The organism is Achromobacter sp. 1L-A-4-B-C2 (genome assembly GCF_057291955.1).
This window is the reverse complement of the sequence record NZ_JBXAWP010000005.1, coordinates 181,279-198,994: the sequence shown is the minus strand read 5'-3', so window position 1 is coordinate 198,994 and position 17,716 is coordinate 181,279. Positions and strand designations below refer to the sequence as shown.

General features: G+C 64.2%; 16 protein-coding genes and 2 pseudogenes. 8 read left to right on the top strand and 10 right to left on the bottom strand.

Annotated features, from left to right (window positions below; translation table 11 throughout):
- Positions 1-18 precede the first annotated feature (18 nt).
- Positions 19-936, bottom strand: a complete 918-nt coding sequence (locus AC0Z35_RS22970; RefSeq protein ID WP_485132935.1) for a LysR substrate-binding domain-containing protein — start codon at positions 934-936, stop codon at positions 19-21.
- 174 nt (positions 937-1,110) lie between these two features.
- Between AC0Z35_RS22970 and AC0Z35_RS22965 the strand changes: the two are divergent.
- Both AC0Z35_RS22965 and AC0Z35_RS22960 read left to right on the top strand, forming a co-directional pair.
- A pseudogene (locus AC0Z35_RS22965) lies at positions 1,111-1,620 on the top strand (sugar ABC transporter); the annotation flags it as partial.
- Positions 1,615-2,466 (top strand): MBL fold metallo-hydrolase, encoded by an 852-nt coding sequence (locus AC0Z35_RS22960; protein ID WP_485133028.1) that lies wholly within the window; start codon positions 1,615-1,617, stop codon positions 2,464-2,466. The pseudogene AC0Z35_RS22965 and the gene AC0Z35_RS22960, both read left to right, overlap by 6 nt.
- 78 nt (positions 2,467-2,544) lie before the next feature.
- Here AC0Z35_RS22960 and AC0Z35_RS22955 read toward each other — a convergent pair whose 3' ends face one another.
- The 3 genes from AC0Z35_RS22955 to AC0Z35_RS22945 all read right to left on the bottom strand — a co-directional run bounded on the left by AC0Z35_RS22955 (position 2,545) and on the right by AC0Z35_RS22945 (position 4,518).
- On the bottom strand, positions 2,545-2,847 hold the full coding sequence (locus AC0Z35_RS22955) for a hypothetical protein (protein ID WP_104145248.1): 303 nt from the start codon (positions 2,845-2,847) through the stop codon (positions 2,545-2,547).
- A 228-nt stretch (positions 2,848-3,075) separates the two neighbouring features.
- Positions 3,076-3,519, bottom strand: coding sequence for a DUF695 domain-containing protein (locus AC0Z35_RS22950; protein WP_104145247.1), 444 nt, complete (start codon positions 3,517-3,519; stop codon positions 3,076-3,078).
- Positions 3,520-3,606: 87 nt separating this feature from the next.
- The gene (locus AC0Z35_RS22945; RefSeq protein ID WP_485132936.1) at positions 3,607-4,518 is read right to left on the bottom strand and encodes a LysR family transcriptional regulator; all 912 of its coding nucleotides are present in this window, start codon (positions 4,516-4,518) and stop codon (positions 3,607-3,609) included.
- Positions 4,519-4,638: 120 nt separating this feature from the next.
- On the opposite strand from AC0Z35_RS22945, the gene AC0Z35_RS22940 reads away from it, so the two are divergent.
- The 3 genes and pseudogenes from AC0Z35_RS22940 to AC0Z35_RS22930 form a co-directional block, all read left to right on the top strand.
- Positions 4,639-5,736 (top strand): mandelate racemase/muconate lactonizing enzyme family protein, encoded by a 1,098-nt coding sequence (locus AC0Z35_RS22940; RefSeq protein ID WP_485132937.1) that lies wholly within the window; start codon positions 4,639-4,641, stop codon positions 5,734-5,736.
- Between the two features lie 115 nt (positions 5,737-5,851).
- Positions 5,852-6,844 (top strand): Bug family tripartite tricarboxylate transporter substrate binding protein, encoded by a 993-nt coding sequence (locus AC0Z35_RS22935; protein ID WP_485132938.1) that lies wholly within the window; start codon positions 5,852-5,854, stop codon positions 6,842-6,844.
- Between the two features lie 36 nt (positions 6,845-6,880).
- Positions 6,881-7,007: pseudogene (locus AC0Z35_RS22930) on the top strand (SDR family oxidoreductase); the annotation flags it as partial.
- 158 nt (positions 7,008-7,165) lie between these two features.
- Here the strand turns inward: AC0Z35_RS22930 and AC0Z35_RS22925 are convergent.
- The gene (locus tag AC0Z35_RS22925) at positions 7,166-7,558 is read right to left on the bottom strand and encodes a VOC family protein (RefSeq protein ID WP_104145243.1); all 393 of its coding nucleotides are present in this window, start codon (positions 7,556-7,558) and stop codon (positions 7,166-7,168) included.
- Between the two features lie 274 nt (positions 7,559-7,832).
- Between AC0Z35_RS22925 and AC0Z35_RS22920 the strand changes: the two genes are divergently transcribed.
- Complete coding sequence (locus tag AC0Z35_RS22920) at positions 7,833-8,567, top strand: SDR family oxidoreductase (RefSeq protein ID WP_485132939.1); 735 nt, start codon at positions 7,833-7,835, stop codon at positions 8,565-8,567.
- Here the strand turns inward: AC0Z35_RS22920 and AC0Z35_RS22915 are convergent.
- The 4 genes from AC0Z35_RS22915 to AC0Z35_RS22900 form a co-directional block, all read right to left on the bottom strand.
- Positions 8,502-9,455, bottom strand: a complete 954-nt coding sequence (locus AC0Z35_RS22915) for a LysR family transcriptional regulator (protein ID WP_485132940.1) — start codon at positions 9,453-9,455, stop codon at positions 8,502-8,504. The genes AC0Z35_RS22920 and AC0Z35_RS22915 overlap by 66 nt on opposite strands.
- 50 nt (positions 9,456-9,505) lie before the next feature.
- Complete coding sequence (locus AC0Z35_RS22910) at positions 9,506-11,209, bottom strand: putative bifunctional diguanylate cyclase/phosphodiesterase (protein ID WP_485132941.1); 1,704 nt, start codon at positions 11,207-11,209, stop codon at positions 9,506-9,508.
- Positions 11,210-11,370: 161 nt separating this feature from the next.
- Positions 11,371-12,156 carry an SDR family NAD(P)-dependent oxidoreductase gene (locus tag AC0Z35_RS22905; protein ID WP_189371625.1) on the bottom strand — a complete coding sequence of 262 codons (786 nt, stop codon included), beginning with the start codon at positions 12,154-12,156 and terminating at the stop codon, positions 11,371-11,373.
- Positions 12,157-12,165: 9 nt separating this feature from the next.
- Positions 12,166-13,152: a Bug family tripartite tricarboxylate transporter substrate binding protein gene (locus tag AC0Z35_RS22900; protein WP_046806334.1), complete on the bottom strand. Its 987-nt coding sequence runs from the start codon at positions 13,150-13,152 to the stop codon at positions 12,166-12,168.
- Between the two features lie 266 nt (positions 13,153-13,418).
- Between AC0Z35_RS22900 and AC0Z35_RS22895 the strand changes: the two genes are divergently transcribed.
- Positions 13,419-14,384 carry a Bug family tripartite tricarboxylate transporter substrate binding protein gene (locus AC0Z35_RS22895; RefSeq protein ID WP_485132942.1) on the top strand — a complete coding sequence of 322 codons (966 nt, stop codon included), beginning with the start codon at positions 13,419-13,421 and terminating at the stop codon, positions 14,382-14,384.
- 259 nt (positions 14,385-14,643) lie between these two features.
- Here the strand turns inward: AC0Z35_RS22895 and AC0Z35_RS22890 are convergent, their stop codons facing one another.
- On the bottom strand, positions 14,644-15,495 hold the full coding sequence (locus AC0Z35_RS22890) for a class I SAM-dependent methyltransferase (RefSeq protein WP_104145238.1): 852 nt from the start codon (positions 15,493-15,495) through the stop codon (positions 14,644-14,646).
- Between the two features lie 119 nt (positions 15,496-15,614).
- On the opposite strand from AC0Z35_RS22890, the gene AC0Z35_RS22885 reads away from it, so the two are divergent.
- Positions 15,615-17,675: a transcriptional regulator gene (locus AC0Z35_RS22885; RefSeq protein ID WP_485132943.1), complete on the top strand. Its 2,061-nt coding sequence runs from the start codon at positions 15,615-15,617 to the stop codon at positions 17,673-17,675.
- Positions 17,676-17,716: the final 41 nt, after the last annotated feature.

The window sequence follows — 17,716 nt, the reverse complement described above, 5'->3', positions numbered from 1 at the left end:
CGGGATGACGCGCTGCCATTACGATGCCAGGCCCTGCGCTTGCTGAAGCAGCCATGTCGCGAATGCCTGGACCGGCCCTGCGCTTAATTCGATCGGCTCGGGCAGTACCAGGCAGAAGGTCTTGGCGACCGCTTTGCTCTTGGGCCAAGGCGCAACCAGTTGGCCTTGTTCCAGTTCTGCCTCGATGTATAGGCGCGGCACCAGCGCAACGCCCAGACCGGCGATGGCCGCGGCGATCAGCATGGCATGCAGGTCGTAGCGCGCGCCCACTGCGGAATTGGTCAGCTCGATGCCGGCCTCTTGGGCATATCGCTGCCAGGCGTCCGGATTTTGTCGCCGATGCAGGCGTGGCAGATCATTCAGTGGCAAGTGGGCGCCGGTGTTCATACTGGCGTCCATACCGGCATCCGCGAGCAGTGCCGGGCTGCACACGGGCACCAGCACTTCCTCAAGCAGGGGATGCAAATGCATACCGGCCCAGGCGGGATGCTCGAAATGGATGGCGGCGTCAAAACCGCTGCCGGCAAGAATAAAGGGTTCCAACCGTTCGGCAATATGCACGGTTATGTCGGGATGGCGGTTTTGGAAACGCTTTAGCCGAGGAATAAGCCAGCGCGTGGCGAATGTGGGGCTGGCGGCAATATCGATCGTCCCGCCCTGCACGGGCTGCCCCATCACATAAAGGCTGTCCCGTTCCAGCCGATCCAGCGTCTGGCGAACTTGCACGGCGTATCGCACGCCATTGGGCGCAAGCCGAACCCGGTTTCCCACGCGCTCAAACAGGGGGACGTTTAAAAACGCTTCCAGCCGGGCGATCTGCCGGCTGATTGCGCCTTCGGTCAGCGCTAATTCCTGGGCCGCCCGGGCAAAGCTGCCATGGCGGGCGGCTGCCTCGAAAGCGAGTAGCGCGGTGTTGCTTGGAATCTTGCGTCGCATGAATGTGTCTTGCTGGGGGCTGTTGTTCCAGGCGCTGCAATCAGCTTGATGAAAAGTCAATGAAGACTGACTTTATATCGCTATATGCGCGGTAAATGGCAGCTTAGCATTACGTCAACGCAATGAAACGGCCGGCTTGCCGCAGCGGCCCCGTCTGTCATGAAGGACATTCTGATGATCTATACCGTGGAGTGCAGCTTCGCCGATCCCCACAGCGAAGCCGAATGGAACCGCTTCTACAGCGTCGATAAATTGCCCGCGCTTATTTCGGTAGCCGGCTTTCACACGTCGCAGCGCTTCAAGGCAATAAGCCGGGGGTGCCCCGTCTATCTGGCCTTGCACACGATCGACGGGCTGGAGGTGCTGACGGGAGACGAGTATCGCCAGAAGGGCGGTGGCAATTTCGCGAGGTGGCAGCAGCACATCACCGATTGGCACCGCAATCTGTACGACGGTATCGGCATTGCACCGGCCGTCAATAAAGACGATCTGCTTGTGCTGTGTGCAACCGGCGCCGAGCCCTTGATACAAATGGGCCTGACCCCGTCGGCCATGCACGCAGTGGCGCTGGAGAAGTTTCCACAGCACCGCTGGATGGCCACGATGCCTGCGCGAAAGGCGCCGCCCGTCGAGTGCCTGGCTGAAGGGGTTTACCTGTACTCGCCGATCACAGAACAACTGACCGGTTCGCGGGCCGTTTGCCCCTTTCCAAGCCAGCAAGCCGGGGCGTACACGGTCACCGCAATCAGCGACGGCTACCTGAGCGCCAGCCTGAGCCTGCTGTCCAATATCGACGCCGACGAAGCCGACAAAATGCAGCACGATGCTGGCGCCACGGACCCTGCCGCCGTGCATATCAACTGCTATCTGGTACGCGGCGCCGGCCGCACCATTCTTATCGACGGCGGCGCGGGGGGCATTAAACAATGGGGCGGCCGGCTGCACGCCAATTTGCGGCTGGCGGGCGTTGAACCGGGGAGCGTCGACACCATTCTGCTTACCCACGCCCATCCCGATCATGTGGGCGGCTTGGTAGACGCCGAAGGGCAAATTGCATTTCCCAATGCGCAAGTGCTGCTCCATCAGCAAGAGCTTGCATTCTGGCAGGACGACGCAAATCTAAGTCGGGCCACCGAGCGCGCGCGCGGCAACTTTCTGATTGCACGTCAGGTGTTCGACGGCTATCGCGAGACGCTAACGACGTTCACGGACGGGCAGGTGCTGCCTGGTATTCAAGCGATGCCGTTGCCGGGACACACGGATGGGCATACCGGATATCTGTTTGAATCCTCGAACCAAAGCCTGCTGGTTTGGGGAGACATCGTCCATTTCCCTCATATCCAGATTGAACGGCCGGACGTGTCGATTGCGTTCGATCAGGATCCTACGCTGGCCGCCGCCACGCGCTCGCGGCTGCTGGACATGGTCAGCTCAGAAGAACTGTTGATCGCCGGGATGCACTTGGGGGAATTGGGCTTTGCGCGCATACGGCAAAGCCGCGGACGCTACGGCCTGGATTATGAAACCTGAAACCCGAAACCTGAAGCATGACGCGGACGACAAAGCGGTTGCTGTTGTCCATCCACGCCTTGCCTGTCAGCCATCGCCTTACAAGGTGGGCTGCGGAACGGGGGTGTCGTTCGGGACCGAGCCGGAAATCCGCGCCGGGCAGTCCGAAATCCCCCATTTGGTCACCATGCCGTTTTCAATCATGAATTTTTCCACGCATACGTGATAGGCGGACATGGGGCCCCAAATCTCTTCGTACGACACGATCTTTGCGCCGGTTTGAAGCGTGTAGCTCTTTTTGGGAGGACCCCACTTCGATATCAACGCTTCTTCCGTGCTGCCAACCCAGCTTGCATTGACGTCGTTGTAGGTCTTGGCGCGTTTGCCCGTCAGCATGCTCATTTGTGAAGTCGTACATCCGGCAAGCAGCGCGGGCAGAACAACAAGCAATGCAAGTTTTTTCATTTTGACCGTTACCCCACAGTTCGGTTATTGACGTTGATGGCTCTACAGCTTCGACGTGATAGTTCGACGTGATATTGAATTCGCGCGTCAATTTATCAGAAAGCTTGCCGCCTTGCCGTAAAACAGGCAAACGCAAGGGCATATGCTGCCCAGGCGGCCGGACGATCAGTGAATCTGATCCGAGCCTTGCGGCTGCAATTGCGACAGCCCCTTCCAATCAGGATCCTTGAACACGCGCAGATTGATGGGATAGGCCGGATGCCCGGCCAGGCATTCATTGAACGCCTGCATAAACGCGTCGACGTCATTCGTGTAGTAACGCCACTCTTTCGCGTGATTGCCGGTCAGGCATGCCACCGGCACACCGACGCTGGAATTCTCGAATCCGTTTTCGACGGCTTCTTCAAAATTGTTGGTGGACTTCTTGTCTTCGTCATTGGGCATGCCGGATTCAATGCCCGTATACGGCCAGGAGATAATGATCAGGTTGTCGTTGACTTGGCGATCAGGCGCCGGCGGCAGGCCCGTACGGAATCGCACGACGATTGACAAACCATTGATGCGGGATTCACCCACTGCCCACTGATCGCCTGGAAAAATGCTGCTCATTAAATGAATTCCTGTGCTGGGATCGAACTGATGTGTTCGACACTTCAAGCCCGGAAGTCTATCGCAAGCTGTTTATCGCGGCTGCCGTCACCAGGCGCCGCTACCCGCCAGACGGCTTTGGGCCTGCTGCGCCAAACCGTCTCGCAGCACCTGCGCCGGCCCGCTCATGTCGCGGTCGCGCGACCACACCACGGCAAGCACCGGATCTTCCAGTGACAGCAACCGGCGTGTGACCAGGCCCTGGCGTTCAGCGTAGTGCGCGCCCAGGCTTTCAACGATGGCTACGCCCAGGCCTTCTGCCGCCAAAGCGCAGGCGGCCGACGATTGCGCCACCTCGATAATCGGCCGATAGGGAAGTCCGCGCGACTCCAGCGCATGGCGCGTGGCGCGGCCGGCGGGCAGGGCGGGCGCCAGCACAATGGGGCCGGCGGCGGCCACGTCTTGCAGCGCCAACACGTGCTGGCGCGCCCAAGCATGATTCTTGGGCATGACCGCATGCAAGGCCAAGGGCGCCAGCCGCAGGCTGCTGACGCGGGCGATGTCCGACGGCGCGCCGATGATGATGCCCAGATCGATGCGGTGGTCCACGGCCATTTCGATGATCTCCAGGGCGGTGCCCGCGCGAACGGTCACCGCCACGGCGGGATGTGCGCGGCGCATGCCTGCCATGGCCGCAGGCAGCAGGCTGGACGCGGCAATGGCCACCGCGCCCACGTCCAGCCGCGCCAGCGCGCCTTGCCGGATGTCCACGGCCAAGCGGTCGACGGCCTCGATGCCGGCCAGGGCGTTGAGCACTTCGGGGATCAGTGCGCGCCCCTGGCTGGTGAGGTGCAGGCGGCGGTTCTCGCGGCTGAACAGTGCAAAGCCCAGCCGTGTTTCCATGTCGCGCAACAGCGCGCTGGCGGCGGGCTGGGTCATGTTGACCGACGCAGCTGCGGCGGTGACGGTGTCGTGCCGATACATGGCGCGCAGCAGCAGCAGTTCTCGTCGGTGGAACATATGAATTTCATATGGAAATAGTCAATTCATCTATTTGACCATATGAAGAAGCCGCCGCCAGAATAGCCGCATCGTCTCCCGCCGTGTACCCATTGCGGTTCATTCATCACTACGCCGACCATGCCCGCCAACACCATTGTCTCTGTCCACTGCATCCCGCTACGCCTGCCGTTTCATCACTGGAGCCCGTCGCCGTTGTTCGCCGGCCGTCCGCGCGACAAGCTGGACAGCGCGCTGGTGCGCGTGCAGACCGAGGACGGCACGGTGGCCTGGGGCGAATCGTATTGCGTGGAACCGCGCGCCTTGACGGCGATTTTCCAGACGCTGATCGCCCCGGTGGCCTGCGGGCGCGATGCGGATGACGACGCCTTGCTGCCCGGCATGCAACGCACGCTGCACAACCTGGGTCGGTCCGGCCCCGTGGTGCACGCGCTGGCCGGCCTGGACATTGCGCTGTGGGACCTGCGCGCCAAGCGCGCCGGCGTGCCGCTGTACCAATTACTGGGCGGCAAGCGCCGCGAACGGGTGCGCGTCTATGCGTCATTGCTTCAGTACTACGGCAATGCTGAACGGCTGGATGCCGTCACGACGCGCGCCTTGAACGAGGGCTATACCGAGATCAAGTTGCACGAGCGCACCGCCGATGCGCTGGCTGCCGTGCGCCGCAGCGCGGGGCCGGCCGTGCCGATCATGGTGGACACAAACTGCGCCTGGCTGCCGGACGAGGCCGAGTCCGCAATCGCCGCCATGCTGCCGCATGATCCGTTCTGGATCGAAGAGCCGCTTTGGCCGCCGGAAGATGACCGTGCGCTGGCTCGCTTGAAGCGCGCCTGCAATGTGCCGCTGGCCGTGGGCGAGAACGCCGCCAGCGCCATGGACCTGGAACGTGTCGTGGACAACGAAGCCGCGCAGTATTTGCAGCCCAGCGTCATCAAGCTGGGCCTGACCGCCGCGTGGCGCATCGCGCAGAAGTGCGCGCAAACAAGCGTCGTCTGCGCACCGCAGGTGGCGTTCTTTGGTCCGGGCTTTCTGGCCAGCCTGCACTTGATCGCCGCGCAGCAGACCGAGGTATCGCTGGAACGGCTGTACGTGGAACTTGCCCACGTGCCCTATGCGCACAGCGTGCCCATTGCCGATGGTTGGGTCCACGTGCCGGAAGCGCCGGGGCTGGGCGCGGACCCGGAAGCGGCGCTCGTTGAAGGACGATACAGCGCCTGACAGGACGTGCGCGATATGAAGCCCCTGACACGAAGCCCCTGATACGCATCCCCTGATACGACGATAAGGCGGGCCCAAAGAGGCCGCCTCGAACATATTCCTGGAGACAATCCCCATGCACCCCTCGCGCAGAGCGTTCCTGATCAACGGCCTGACCATGGCAACGGGCGCGGCCATCCTGCCGTGGACTTTTGCGGCGCGCGCCGCGCAGTATCCCGACAAGCCGGCCCGCCTGATCATCCCCTACCCACCGGGCGCCGCCACCGACACGCTGGGCCGCATGGCGGGGCAGGTATTCGCGGACGCACTGGGCCAACCCTTCGTCGTGGAAAACCGGGGCGGCGGCGGCACTACGATCGGCACGCGCGCGGTGGCGGTGTCCGCGCCGGACGGCTACACCATCGGCATGGTCGACTCCACGTTCACCATCAACCCCGGGCTACTGGGCGACCGCCAGCCCTACGACGCCGTCAAGGATTTTGCACCGGTCTCGCTGATGGCAACCGCGCCGTTCGTCATGGTGGTGCATCCGTCGGTCAAGGCAAGCGACGTCGCGTCCTTTGTCGCGCTGGCCAAGGCGCAGCCGGGCACGCTGTCGTTCGGGTCGGCGGGGGTGGGCAGCGGTCCGCATCTGGCAGGCGAGCAACTGCGCCAACAGGCCGGCGTGGACGTGTTGCACGTGCCGTACCGTGGCGGCGGCACCGTCATCACGGACCTGCTGGGCGGCCAGGTGCAGTTCGCCTTCGCCACCGTTCCCACGCTGCTGGAACACATCAAAGGCGGGCGCCTGAAAGCCTTGGCCGTCACCAGCCCGCAACGCGCCAGCCAGCTGCCCGACGTGCCCACGTTCACCGAGGCAGGCCTGCGGGGCGTGGACATTTCGCCACTGTTTGGCCTGGTGGCGCCGGCCGGCGTGCCGGAACCCATCATTCAGAAGCTGTCGGCAACGCTGGCTGAATCCGTGCGCAAAGGCGCACTGCGCGACAAACTGGCCGGGCTGGGCTTTCAGCCGGTGGGCAGCACGCCGGCCGAATTCGCGCAGCGAATCCGCGACGATGTGGCCAAGTGGACGGCGGTGATCCAGCGGGGCGGGATCAAGGCGGAGTAGGGGTCGCGGACAGGCATCGCGCTTGTTGACGGCGTGGCGGACTTTGCGTCCACCACCGAAGCGCAGTTCGACGCGCTTTTTGCGGTGCACGTCAAGGGCGTGTTCTTTCTTACCCAGGCCTTGCTGCCGCTGCTGGCGGACGGCGGGCGCATCGTTAACTTCCCCGCGCACGTTGGTCGCCGCATTGCGCATGACGACCGCCATGTTGTCGCCGCAGGATTTTTCTCCGCCGATGTCCAGTACCGGCATGGCCGGCTTGGTTTTCGACAACGCGACGTTGTCGGCGACGTCGTGCATGGCGATGGCATTGAACTGGCGGTCTCAGCCTTGCACAGGCGTACACAACTCGACCAGCGTGCCGTCGGGGCAGCGCAGGTACGACACCACCTGACCCCAAGGTTTGGCGGTCGGGGCGCTTAGCTCGGTTGCGCCCCGCGACAAGGCCCGGGCATGGGCGGCGGCCACGTCATCCGTCACAAACGCCACCTCCATGCCCAGCGGCTTGGCCGACGCCGACGCTTCGACGTGCCCGGTGGCGAAGTTCATTGCCCCCAATTCATGCGCCGCGAACGCCAGCGTGGTGGCACCCGTATCAAGCTCACCGTAGGTTTTTGACTCGTGCAGGAACCGCACCGGAAAACCGAACGCGCCTTCAAAGAACGACAGGGATGCCGCCACGTCAGGCACATAGATGATGGTGTATCCAAACTTCATGAGGTGTGTCCTTGAAAGCGCTGGCTTAGGTGGGGTCGAGCATACTGGAACAGAATAGACAGTGCTGCTTTAGACGGGTATTCGGCGGAAGACCGCACGTACTCGATGTCGAGTAATGACGACGCCGTCAACGCACTCGCAGACGGCATGGATTAAAGCGTGTGCCGCGTCCACATAGAACATCCGATACCCCCATCGGACATTCCTGCTGGCCCGCCGCGCGGCATGACGAGAACATCGTTCATTTCCAAACCTCCATTCAAAGGAAATGAGCATGACCAACTCTCTTGCAGGACAACGCATCGTGGTCGTCGGCGGCGGCTCGGGCATGGGCCTGGCGCTAAGCGCCCGGCTGCTGAGCATGCATTGCGACGTCGTGATCGTGGGCCGATCGCGCGACAAACTGGACGCCGCGGCCACGCAGCTGCAAGCGTTTGGCGAGCCGCGCGTGGGTCAGGCGGACGTGACCAGCGAAGCGCAGGTGCAGCGGCTTTTTGAAGACATCGGCCATGTGGACCACCTGGTCTGCACCGCCGCCGACATCCGGGGCGCCTACGAGCTGCTGCCCGACCTGGCCCTGGACGCGCTGGACCGGGCGATCCGCTCGAAAGTTGTCGCGCCCATCTTGCTGGCCAAGCACGGTGCCCCGCGGATGCCCGCCCACGGCTCCATCACCTTGACATCCGGCATTGCCGCCTATCGACCCCGGCCCAAGGGCGTGGCGGTGGCCGCGATCAATGCCGCGTTGGAAGGGGTGGTGCGCGCGATGGCGGTCGAGCTGGCGCCGTTGCGCATCAACGCGGTATCGCCGGGATGGGTGCGCACGCCGATTTGGAACGATGTGGCGGGCGCCGACAGTGAGGCGTTGTTGGCGTCGATGGCCGAGCGGCTGCCGGTGGGGCGGGTGGGCACCGGCGACGATATCGCCGATGCCATCCTCTTTCTACTTGGCAACGGCTACACGACCGGCACCGTGCTGCACGTCGATGGCGGGCATCGCCTGGTCTGAGCCCAGGGTCGCAAGCCGGATCACCTGAATGAACGCCGCAACCTGGCGCGTGGGTTCGCGATGCAGCGTAATAAGGCAGATGGGCAGGCCTACTCCCTGTGTGGCCAACGGCCGCCATACGGGCTTCGCCGCCGTGACGGCCGGGCCCATGGCCATCCTGGGAAGGATCGATATGCCCAGGCCGGCGGACACCATCTGCATTAAGGCCGGCACGCTGTCGGCCACGCCGCGCACGTGGGGCCGGACGGGGGCGTCCTGCAACAGGGCCTCAAGGTATTCCCGATACCGGCAGCCCTGCATCGTAACGATCAGCGGGTAGTCGGCAAGCGCGTGCGGGTGGATTTCGGTTGCGTGCGCCAACGGATGGCCGGGCGGCAGCACGACGCCCGGCCTGTCCCGGGCTATGGTCTGCACGCGGAGCCTGGCGTTGTCGGCCGGCCAGCCGTGCACCAGCCCCAGGTCGGCCGTTGCGTCCAGCACCGCCTGCGCGGTGTCCGAGGAATTTCTTTCCTGGACCGCAACCTGGGTGGCGGGATACAGCTCGGCAAGCGCCAGCAGTTGCGGAACCAGCACGCTGGTGCACAAGGTTTGCGGCGCGGCCACGCGGATAGTGCCCCCCGGATCATCGACGTTGTCGCGAACCTGCCGGAACGCTTCATCGGCCAACGCAAGCAGCTCGCGGGCGCGCGAGGCCAGCCTTTCCCCCGCCGCCGTCAGTTGCAAGCGGTTGTTCTGGCGAATGAACAGCGCATGACCCACGCTGTCTTCCAGCGCTCGCACCTGTTCCGTCACGCTGGGCTGCGACAGGTGCACGCGTTTGGCGGCTTGCGTGAAGTTCAACGTCTCTGCTGCGGCAATGAAAATCTTCAGCTGTCGTAGTTGGAACATGGGGTGGTCGCGGAGGGATAGGGGAAGGGGACGGCGGCGCGTCGGCGGCATTACGCGCGCCGCATGAATTCCAGGAAAGCCTCGGCGGTCAGCGGTCGGCTGATCAGATAGCCTTGAATGCAGTCACAGCCCGCGTCTTTCAGCGCATCGGCCTGGTGTTGGTGTTCCACGCCTTCGGCGATGGTCTTCATGCCCAGCGCGCGGGCAAGGCCGACAATGCTACGGATGACCGCCGACGCTTTCTCTGACGCCAGCAATTCCCGGACGAACGACCGGTCGATCTTGAGCGTGTCCACAGGCAGACGGACCAGGTAGCTAAGGCTGGAGTAACCGGCGCCAAAGTCATCCAGCGATGTGGATATGCCGGCGCCTTTCAACGCGGCCAGCACCGATGTTGCCATGTCGATATCGCCCAGCAAGCCGTCTTCCGTGATTTCGATATCCAGGAGGGTGGGGCAGACGCGGTGCCGCCGCGCGGCATCAAGAATGCGGTCTGCCAGCCCCGTGTCCAGCAGTTGCCGAGGCGACAGGTTCAGGCTGGTCCGGGGTACGGTGACGCCCAGCTGTTGCCATACGGCGATTTGGCGGCAGACGGCATCGAACAGCCAGTCGGCCAGATGGCCCTCGTAGGAAGAATCAAGCAGCAACGCCAGAAACGCGTCCGGCGTCAGCAAGCCGCGTTGGGGATGACGCCAACGAAGCAGCGCCTCGACGCCGGCCAGGGAACTGTCGGCCAAGGCAATCTGCGGCTGAAAATGCAGTTCAAACTGATTCGTCGAAAATGCGGCACCAAGCTCAGAGCGCAGTGCCAAGCGGTCGCGCATGCCCCGGTCCAGCGCCGCGTCATACACGCGGATATGAAGATCTCCCGAGGACTTTGCGGCGTACATGGCGGTATCGGCCTGACTTAGCAACGCCTCGGCGGATTCGGGTTTTTCTCCAAGCAGCGCGATACCAATGCTGGCAGAAAGCAATAGCGATCGGCCGCCTGTTTCAAATGGCGCCGCAAGCGTATCCAGCACGGCCCGCGCGCACGCTTGCGCGGCGCTTTCCGAGGTGTTGCGCAACACCAGAACAAACTCGTCACCGCCCACCCGCGCGGCAAAACACGTGGGTTCGACCAGGGTGTTCAGCCTGTTGGCAAACGCGCGCAGCAACGCATCGCCGACGGCATGGCCGAATGCGTCGTTGACGTCTTTCAGGTGGTCCAGATCGATAAACAGCACCGCTACACGGGCGCCCTTGCCGGCGCTACTCAAGCCCGCATCCGCGACCGCGCCCGCTAGCGTTTCCATGCACTTGCGGCGATTCGGCAAGCCGGTCAGATAGTCGTGGGTGGCTTCGAATTCCAGTTGTGCCGCGTGCTCGTGTTGGCCCGTGACGTCGCGAAACAGCACCGTGATGCCTTCATCGTGGCGAAACGATCGCGCTTCAAACCAGGTGCGCAGCGGGGCGTAATAAGCGGTGTGGCGACCGGGGACGCCCGTGGCCGCCGTCTGCTGGTAAATCCGGTAATAGCCCGAGCCCACCAGGTCCGGGTAACACTGCCAGATGTCGCGCCCAAGCAGGTTTTGCCGGTCCTGCTGCAAGTAGCGTTCGGCGGTGTCGTTCAGGTACGTAAACCGCCACGACTTGTCGATCGACATGAACCCGTCGCTTAGGCTGTCCAGCATTTCCGCCAGATGTTCCGGTGCAGGCTGACGCGAGTCGGCAGGGGGCGACTGGGTTGGGCGAGGGGCGGGGCGTCGTGCCATTGTTGGATCTTCGTTCGCGTCGGACCAAGAAAGGCATGACAGGTCCGCAAACCGTGGATCGCTGTATTTTAGCGGCCCTCGCCGCCACCGGAAATCAGGGGTGCGCAGGCATGCGCCGCGTGGAGCAAAGCGCCGCTGTCTACCCCCTTCAGCGTTCGGTTTCAGCTTGCATACAGATTCGTCAGCGATGCTTTCAGGAAGCCGCCATCCACCACGATGTCCTGCCCATTCACATAGTGCGACGCGTCGCTGGCCAGAAAGGCCACGGCGCCCGCGATGTCCGAGGGCAGGCCGATGCGTCGCGCCGGGATGTGGGCGACGCGTTTTTGCAGCACGGCGTCGTCGCGGTAATGGGGTTCCGACAGCGGCGTGCGGATCATCCCCGGGCTGATGGCGTTGGCGCGTATGCCCAGGGGGCCCCATTCCACCGCCATCTGGCGGGTCAGCGCCAGTAGGGCGGACTTGGTCGAACCGTAGGCGCCCACACGCGTGGGCGTGTGGGCAGAGATCGACGCCACATTGATGATGCTGCCCGCCTGTTGTTCGCGCATCAGCGGAAACAGCTTCTGAGCGCACAGCAACGCGCCGCGCAGATTGACGCGAAAGATGCGGTCCCATAAGTCGATCGGGAACGCCTCCAGGCCCACCGGCGCGGCGCTGATGGCCGCGTTGTTGACCAGTATGTCGCAGCGGCCGAAGCGCTGCGCCACTTGCGCGGCCATATCCGCCACCGCGTCCGGCTCTGCGATATCGCAGCACAGGTTCAGCGGGCTATCCGCCTGGACGCCGGCGTCGCCCGCGTTGACGTCCACCTGCACGACGGCCGCGCCCATCGATTGAAGTTGCCGGCAGATGGCCAGGCCGATGCCGCCGCTGGCGCCGGTGACCACGGCCACGCGGCCTTGCAAGGCGTTTACCGCAAAGGGCGTGTTCAAAGAGGTATCCATGCGCGCCGCCTACTTGTTCTTCAAGTCGGCCACTTGCGCCAGGCCTTGCCAGATGACCGCGTCGCGCTTGATCGATGCCGCGAATTCCTTGGCGGAGATATCCGCGGGGATGATCATGTTCTGGCCTTCGATTTTTTCGCGGACGTCGGGGGCGTGCTGCGCGCGATAGATCTCGGTGTTGAGCCGGTCGATGATCTGGGGCGGCGTGCCCGCTGGCGCAAAAACGCCATACCAGCCATCGGCTTCGAAGTTGTAGCCTTGTTCGGCCAGCGTCGGCACATCCATCGTGGCGGGCCAGCGCCGCGAACCCGTCTGGCCCAGCGCGACCAATTTGCCGCTACGCATGAATGGAATCGGCGAGGCGATGTCCATGAAGCCGACGCTGATGGTGTTGGCGATCAGGTCGGTGCTTTCCGTGACCAGCTGCTTGTACGGAATGTGCGGCATGTCCAGACCGTAGTGCGCCTTGATGCCTTCCATGGCCAGGTTGCCGGATGAGCCCGTTCCCCACGAACCGTACGCCAACTTGCCGGGGTTGGCCTTGGCATAGGCGACCATGTCCGCCAGGTTCTTGAACCCCATGCTGGGGTTGGCGACCAGCAGGATGCCCGCGGCGCCGACCTGCGCAATGGGCAGCAGGTCTTTGTCCGGGTCGTAAGGCAGCGAGGGCAGCACCACCGGGTTCAGCAAGATGGCGGACGAGGGCGCCAGCAGCAAGGTGTAGCCGTCGGGCGCCGCCTTGGCCACCGCGTCGCACGCAATCATGCCGTTGGCGCCGGGCTTGGATTCCACGACGATGGGCTGCCCAAGCGTCTTGGACAAGGGGGCGGCGATCAGGCGGGCAAAAATGTCGCCACCCGCGCCGGGTGAACCGGCGACGACCAGGCGAATGGGGCGGTCGGGCCAAGCGCTGGGGGCGGCCAGGGCGTTGACGCCCAGGCCCAACAGCACGCCGCCCAGCAGGATGGCCCGTCGGGCGGGAAGGGGGTGGGTCATGGCTTGTCTCCGGAATGTTTGAATTGATTTTTCAATTCACTTTTGAGTTATCTGGAGCTCTAAATTCTAGGTAGCTGAACCGGCTTGGCTATAGCTCGGGGCGCAGATCAGAACTGCATGAATCGAAGGAGTGATGGGCATGGCCGATCGCGGCGCGCGGTGCCGGCGTGCTGCATTTTTTGCAGATGACATCTTCAGATTTCGGCGGAATGGATCGCGCGGCGGCTCGATACACTTTCGCGGGGACAACTGAAAAAGAGCAAGCCATGCCTTTCACCATTCGCCGCCGTCTGCTGCTGACAGGCGCGGTGTTCAGCGCACTGTTTTCCTTTTCGGCCGCCGCGCAAACGGCGTATCCGGACAAGCCCGTGCGGCTTGTGGTCCCGTATCCGCCCGGGGCGGCTACCGACGCCATCTCGCGCGCGTTCGCCCAGCAACTCGGGGCAATCATGGGGCAGACTGTGGTGGTGGAAAACCGGCCGGGCGCCGGCTCGGCCATCGGCATCATGGCCGTCAAGAACCGGCCCGCCGACGGGTACACCTTGCTGGTGCATGCCGAAGGTTTCTACAGCGCGAAGCTGACGACGCCCGGCGCGGGATACGAATTTTCGGACTTCGACATCCTGGCCCCGCTGGCCCAAAGCAGCTACGCCTTCATCGTGCCGGCCGACCGCGGCTGGAACTCGCTTCAGGACCTGAAAGGCGTGAAGCGCGAAATGGATATCGGCATTGCGGACCTGGGCATCGGCACCTATTCCACCTTGGCGGCCAGGCTGGCAGCAAGCCTGGGCACGCAATACCGCGCGATTCCCTTCAAGGGCGGGGCCGAAGGGCTGACGGCCATCCTCGGCGGCCAGATCGACGGCTACTTCACCACGATCGGCACCACGCAAAGCGTCAAGGACAATCCGCACGTCAAGGTGCTGGCCTACACCGGGCGGCCGGGCAACGTAAGCCATCTGCCGGGCGTGAAGACGTTTGCCGAGCTTGGCGTGCCCGACATGGTGTTTCACAGCAGCTACAGCGTGGCGGTGCGCAGCGGTATTCCCGAACCCGTGCGTACGCAGCTTGCAAACTTCGTCAGGCAGGCCGCGACGTCAACGGCGATGGACAAGGCTCGGCAGGATCTGTATCTGGACGGCTACCGCGGCAGCCTGGACGACTACAAGCAAGAGCAGCTGCGCTTGTCGGCCGAGTTCGAGGCCAGCGCAAAGCAGCGCAAGCGCGAGTGATCGCAGCGGCACTCTGTGCCCGATAACAGCGGGCACATAGAACCAGCAGGCGCGCGGGCAGGCGTATGATTTCAGGCGAAGGACCAGCACCGGCCTGGCGGCGGGCCGCAAGCCCGCGCGCCAGCTTTGCATGCCACATGCTTCGCATCGCCCCGTCTGCCCGCCACGCGGATGGGAAGGAAGGCGTCGCGCCATGGACCATCTGCTTGCTGTCCGCCCGGGTAGCGCCTGCGCCACGGGGCTCCGGGCAGTGTCCCCGTCACTGACGGGTGATCACGATTTCCAGGTATTCACTGGGCACCACCACCCCGGCGTCGCCAGAGCGATTGAACCGGTCTATTTGCGCTATCAGGTCGCTTTCCAGGGCGGCTTGCGCGGCGGGCTCCAGTATGGAAAACGCCTTGAGGACCGGGCCGTAATAGCTTTTGAAGACTTGCAGCCAGTGCGCCGGCGAGCGATACCGGAAAACGAAGTGTCGCGGTTCCGCCTGGATCGCCTTGGCATGTGCGCCGAACATCTCGTCGATACGCGCGCGGGTGCCCCACAGCGCGGGCGATTTGACGCCGGCCGGCGGGGGGACGTGCTTGCCGATCGTCTTGAAAATCTGGCCCACGAAGCCCTCCGGCGTCCAGTTGGCCATGCCGATCTTGCCGCCTGCACGGCAGACTCGGACCAATTCGGCGGCGGCCTTGTCCTGGTCGGCCGTGAACATCACGCCGAAGGTGGACATGACGGCGTCGAAGCTGCCGGGCGCGAAGGGCAGGGCTTCGGCGTCGGCTTCCTGAAACTCGATCTTCAGCCGTTCGGCGGCGGCGCGTTCGCGGGCTCGGCTCAACAGCGCGGGCACATAGTCGGTGGCGACGACCTCGCACCAACGCCGCGCCGCTGCCAGCGACGCATTGCCGTTACCGGCCGCCACATCAAGCACTTTTTGCCCGGCGCGCACATCCATCGCCTCGCACAGTTGTTCGCCGACGATCTGAAGCGTGGTGCCGACCACGGCGTAGTCACCGCAAGACCAGGTGGCTTGCTGGCGGGTTTTTACGGCGGCCAGATCGGGCGGCGCGGCAGCCGGCGCAAGAGGAACGGCGGCAATATCGGTTGGGGACATAGCTGGACTCCATTGACACAAGGTGAAGGCGTGGGCGGATATCGCCGACGCGGTGCCGATGCGCGGGCGAAAGGCTATTCGGGTAGCGCGCGATCGGGTCTCAACCGTAGAGCGGGCGCGTGGAGGCCAACGTGGTAGCCGGCGTGGAATTCGCGTCGACCGGAGGGGAGGGTATTCCCCAGAGCGGCGCCATTCATATCCAGCTGCTGGGGCCGATGGCGATCCGCCGCGCGGGCGTGGCCCTGCCGCTGCCGCCATCGCGCAAGCTGCGCGCGCTGGTGGCATACCTGGCGCTGGCCACGCACCCGGTGTCTCGGGCATATCTGTGCGAACTGCTCTGGGACCTGCCGAACGATCCGCGCGGCGAGCTTCGTTGGTGCCTCAGCAAGGCGCGCCCGTTGCTGGACGACGCGGACCAACGCCGCGTGCAGGCCGCGCAAGACAGCGTGACGCTGGACCTGCACGACTGCCACGTGGATGGGGTCGACATTGAAGAGGCGATGCGGCAGGGTATCGGCAACGTGGGTGTGGAACCGTTGCGCGCGATGGCGGCGCTGTTCGTCGGAGAATTCCTGGAGGGGCTGCACATCCGGTCCTGCCCGATGTTCGATAGCTGGCTGGTGGCGCAGCGGCGGCGGTTCAGGGCATGCCAGGCCGCGGTGTTGGAACATTTGGCGGCGCTGCTGCCGGACGGCTCTGAAGAGCGCTACGACTGCCTGGACAAATGGTTGCGCCTGGCGCCGTTCGATCGCCACGCGCACATGCTGATGCTGCAATCGCTCAGTGCGCGAAAGCAGCTTCGCGAAGGCGAAGAACACGTGGCCGCCGCGATTCGCGCGTTTGAAGACGAAGGGCTGGACTGGCGACCGTTGCGCGATGCGTGGAGCCAATTGAGGCGGCAATTGGGGCGGGCGCCATCCGACCCGCCTGAACCGCTGGCGGGCTCGGGCAAGGCGGTGCTAGCCGTGCAGGCAGAAGGCAGCAAGGATCACACCGGTCGCGCCTCGATTGCCGTGATGCCGTTCGCGGACGCGTCAGCACCTGGCGGGGTGCGGGGCGGCCTTGGCGATGGCCTGGCTTACGACATCATCACGCGATTGGCAAAGCTGCGTAGCCTGTTCGTCATTGCGCAGGGCACCGTGTTTGCCCTGGATCAGCGCAGCGTGGGGCCTGAAGAGGCCGGGCGGACGCTGAATGTGGACTTCGTGGTCAGCGGCTTGCTGCGACGGCACGCCAAGCGGATCGTCGTTGACGTGGCGCTGGTCGAGGCGCGCACCGCGCGCATCGTGTGGGCGGAAACGTTCGATCACCCGATGGACGACGCCTTTGTGGCGCTGGACGACATCGGCAACCGGATCGTCGCCTCGGTCGACATCGAAATTGAATCCGCCGAGCGCGAGCGCGCTATCCTTACGCCGCCGAATTCGCTGGACGCCTGGTCGGCCCATCATCGCGGCCTGTGGCACATGTACCGGTTCAACCGGGCGGATAACGCGCGGGCAAGGCATTTCTTCGAGTTGGCGCTGCGGCTGGATCCCACGTATTCGCGGGCGTACGCCGGGCTGTCGTTCACGCATTGGCAGGACGCATTCCAACGTTGGGGCGAGCAAAATTCGTCGGTCGATCTCGCGTACAAAGCGGCCGGCCAGAGCCTGATCGCCGACGACCGGGACCCCGCTGCGCATTGGGCCATGGGTAGGGCGCTGTGGCTGCGCGGCAGCCAGGAGCCGTCATTGTCGGAATTGCAGCGCGCCGTGGACCTGAGCCCGAACTTTGCGTTGGGCCACTACACCTTGGGTTTTGTCCATTGCCAATCCGGCGACGCGCAGGCGGCGATTGGCTCTGCCGATCATTCGCGCCATCTGAGCCCCTTTGATCCCTTGATGTTCGGCATGCTGGCGGTTCGCGCGCTGGCTTTGGTGCGGTTGGGCCGGGTCGCCGAGGCCGCCGACTGGGCGGTCAAGGCGGCCATGCGTCCCAACGCTCACGTGCACATCCTGGCTATCGCCGCGCACTGCCTGGCACTGGCCGACAGGCAGGACGAGGCGCTGGCGTTTGTGGCGCTCATTCATCAGTCGAATCCCGCCTATGGCATCTCAAATTTCCTGGACGCGTTCCGCCTGACGCCCGACACGCAAGCCCTGTTCAAGAATGCCGCCAGGCGAATCGGCTTGGAGTGATGCACGCAGAATGCACGCGGGCCCGCGCGCCACCACCGACC

Excerpts from the sequence above, each read along its gene's own strand:
- AC0Z35_RS22940 (WP_485132937.1), top strand. The coding sequence starts at position 4,639 with ATGCCCGCCAACACCATTGTCTCTGTCCACTGCATCCCGCTACGCCTG.
- AC0Z35_RS22920 (WP_485132939.1), top strand. The coding sequence starts at position 7,833 with ATGACCAACTCTCTTGCAGGACAACGCATCGTGGTCGTCGGCGGCGGC.
- AC0Z35_RS22910 (WP_485132941.1), bottom strand. The coding sequence starts at position 11,209 with ATGGCACGACGCCCCGCCCCTCGCCCAACCCAGTCGCCCCCTGCCGAC.
- AC0Z35_RS22915 (WP_485132940.1), bottom strand. The coding sequence starts at position 9,455 with ATGTTCCAACTACGACAGCTGAAGATTTTCATTGCCGCAGCAGAGACG.
- AC0Z35_RS22945 (WP_485132936.1), bottom strand. The coding sequence starts at position 4,518 with ATGTTCCACCGACGAGAACTGCTGCTGCTGCGCGCCATGTATCGGCAC.
- AC0Z35_RS22925 (WP_104145243.1), bottom strand. The coding sequence starts at position 7,558 with ATGAAGTTTGGATACACCATCATCTATGTGCCTGACGTGGCGGCATCC.
- AC0Z35_RS22935 (WP_485132938.1), top strand. The coding sequence starts at position 5,852 with ATGCACCCCTCGCGCAGAGCGTTCCTGATCAACGGCCTGACCATGGCA.
- AC0Z35_RS22950 (WP_104145247.1), bottom strand. The coding sequence starts at position 3,519 with ATGAGCAGCATTTTTCCAGGCGATCAGTGGGCAGTGGGTGAATCCCGC.
- AC0Z35_RS22895 (WP_485132942.1), top strand. The coding sequence starts at position 13,419 with ATGCCTTTCACCATTCGCCGCCGTCTGCTGCTGACAGGCGCGGTGTTC.
- AC0Z35_RS22905 (WP_189371625.1), bottom strand. The coding sequence starts at position 12,156 with ATGGATACCTCTTTGAACACGCCCTTTGCGGTAAACGCCTTGCAAGGC.
- AC0Z35_RS22890 (WP_104145238.1), bottom strand. The coding sequence starts at position 15,495 with ATGTCCCCAACCGATATTGCCGCCGTTCCTCTTGCGCCGGCTGCCGCG.
- AC0Z35_RS22955 (WP_104145248.1), bottom strand. The coding sequence starts at position 2,847 with ATGAGCATGCTGACGGGCAAACGCGCCAAGACCTACAACGACGTCAAT.
- AC0Z35_RS22970 (WP_485132935.1), bottom strand. The coding sequence starts at position 936 with ATGCGACGCAAGATTCCAAGCAACACCGCGCTACTCGCTTTCGAGGCA.
- AC0Z35_RS22900 (WP_046806334.1), bottom strand. The coding sequence starts at position 13,152 with ATGACCCACCCCCTTCCCGCCCGACGGGCCATCCTGCTGGGCGGCGTG.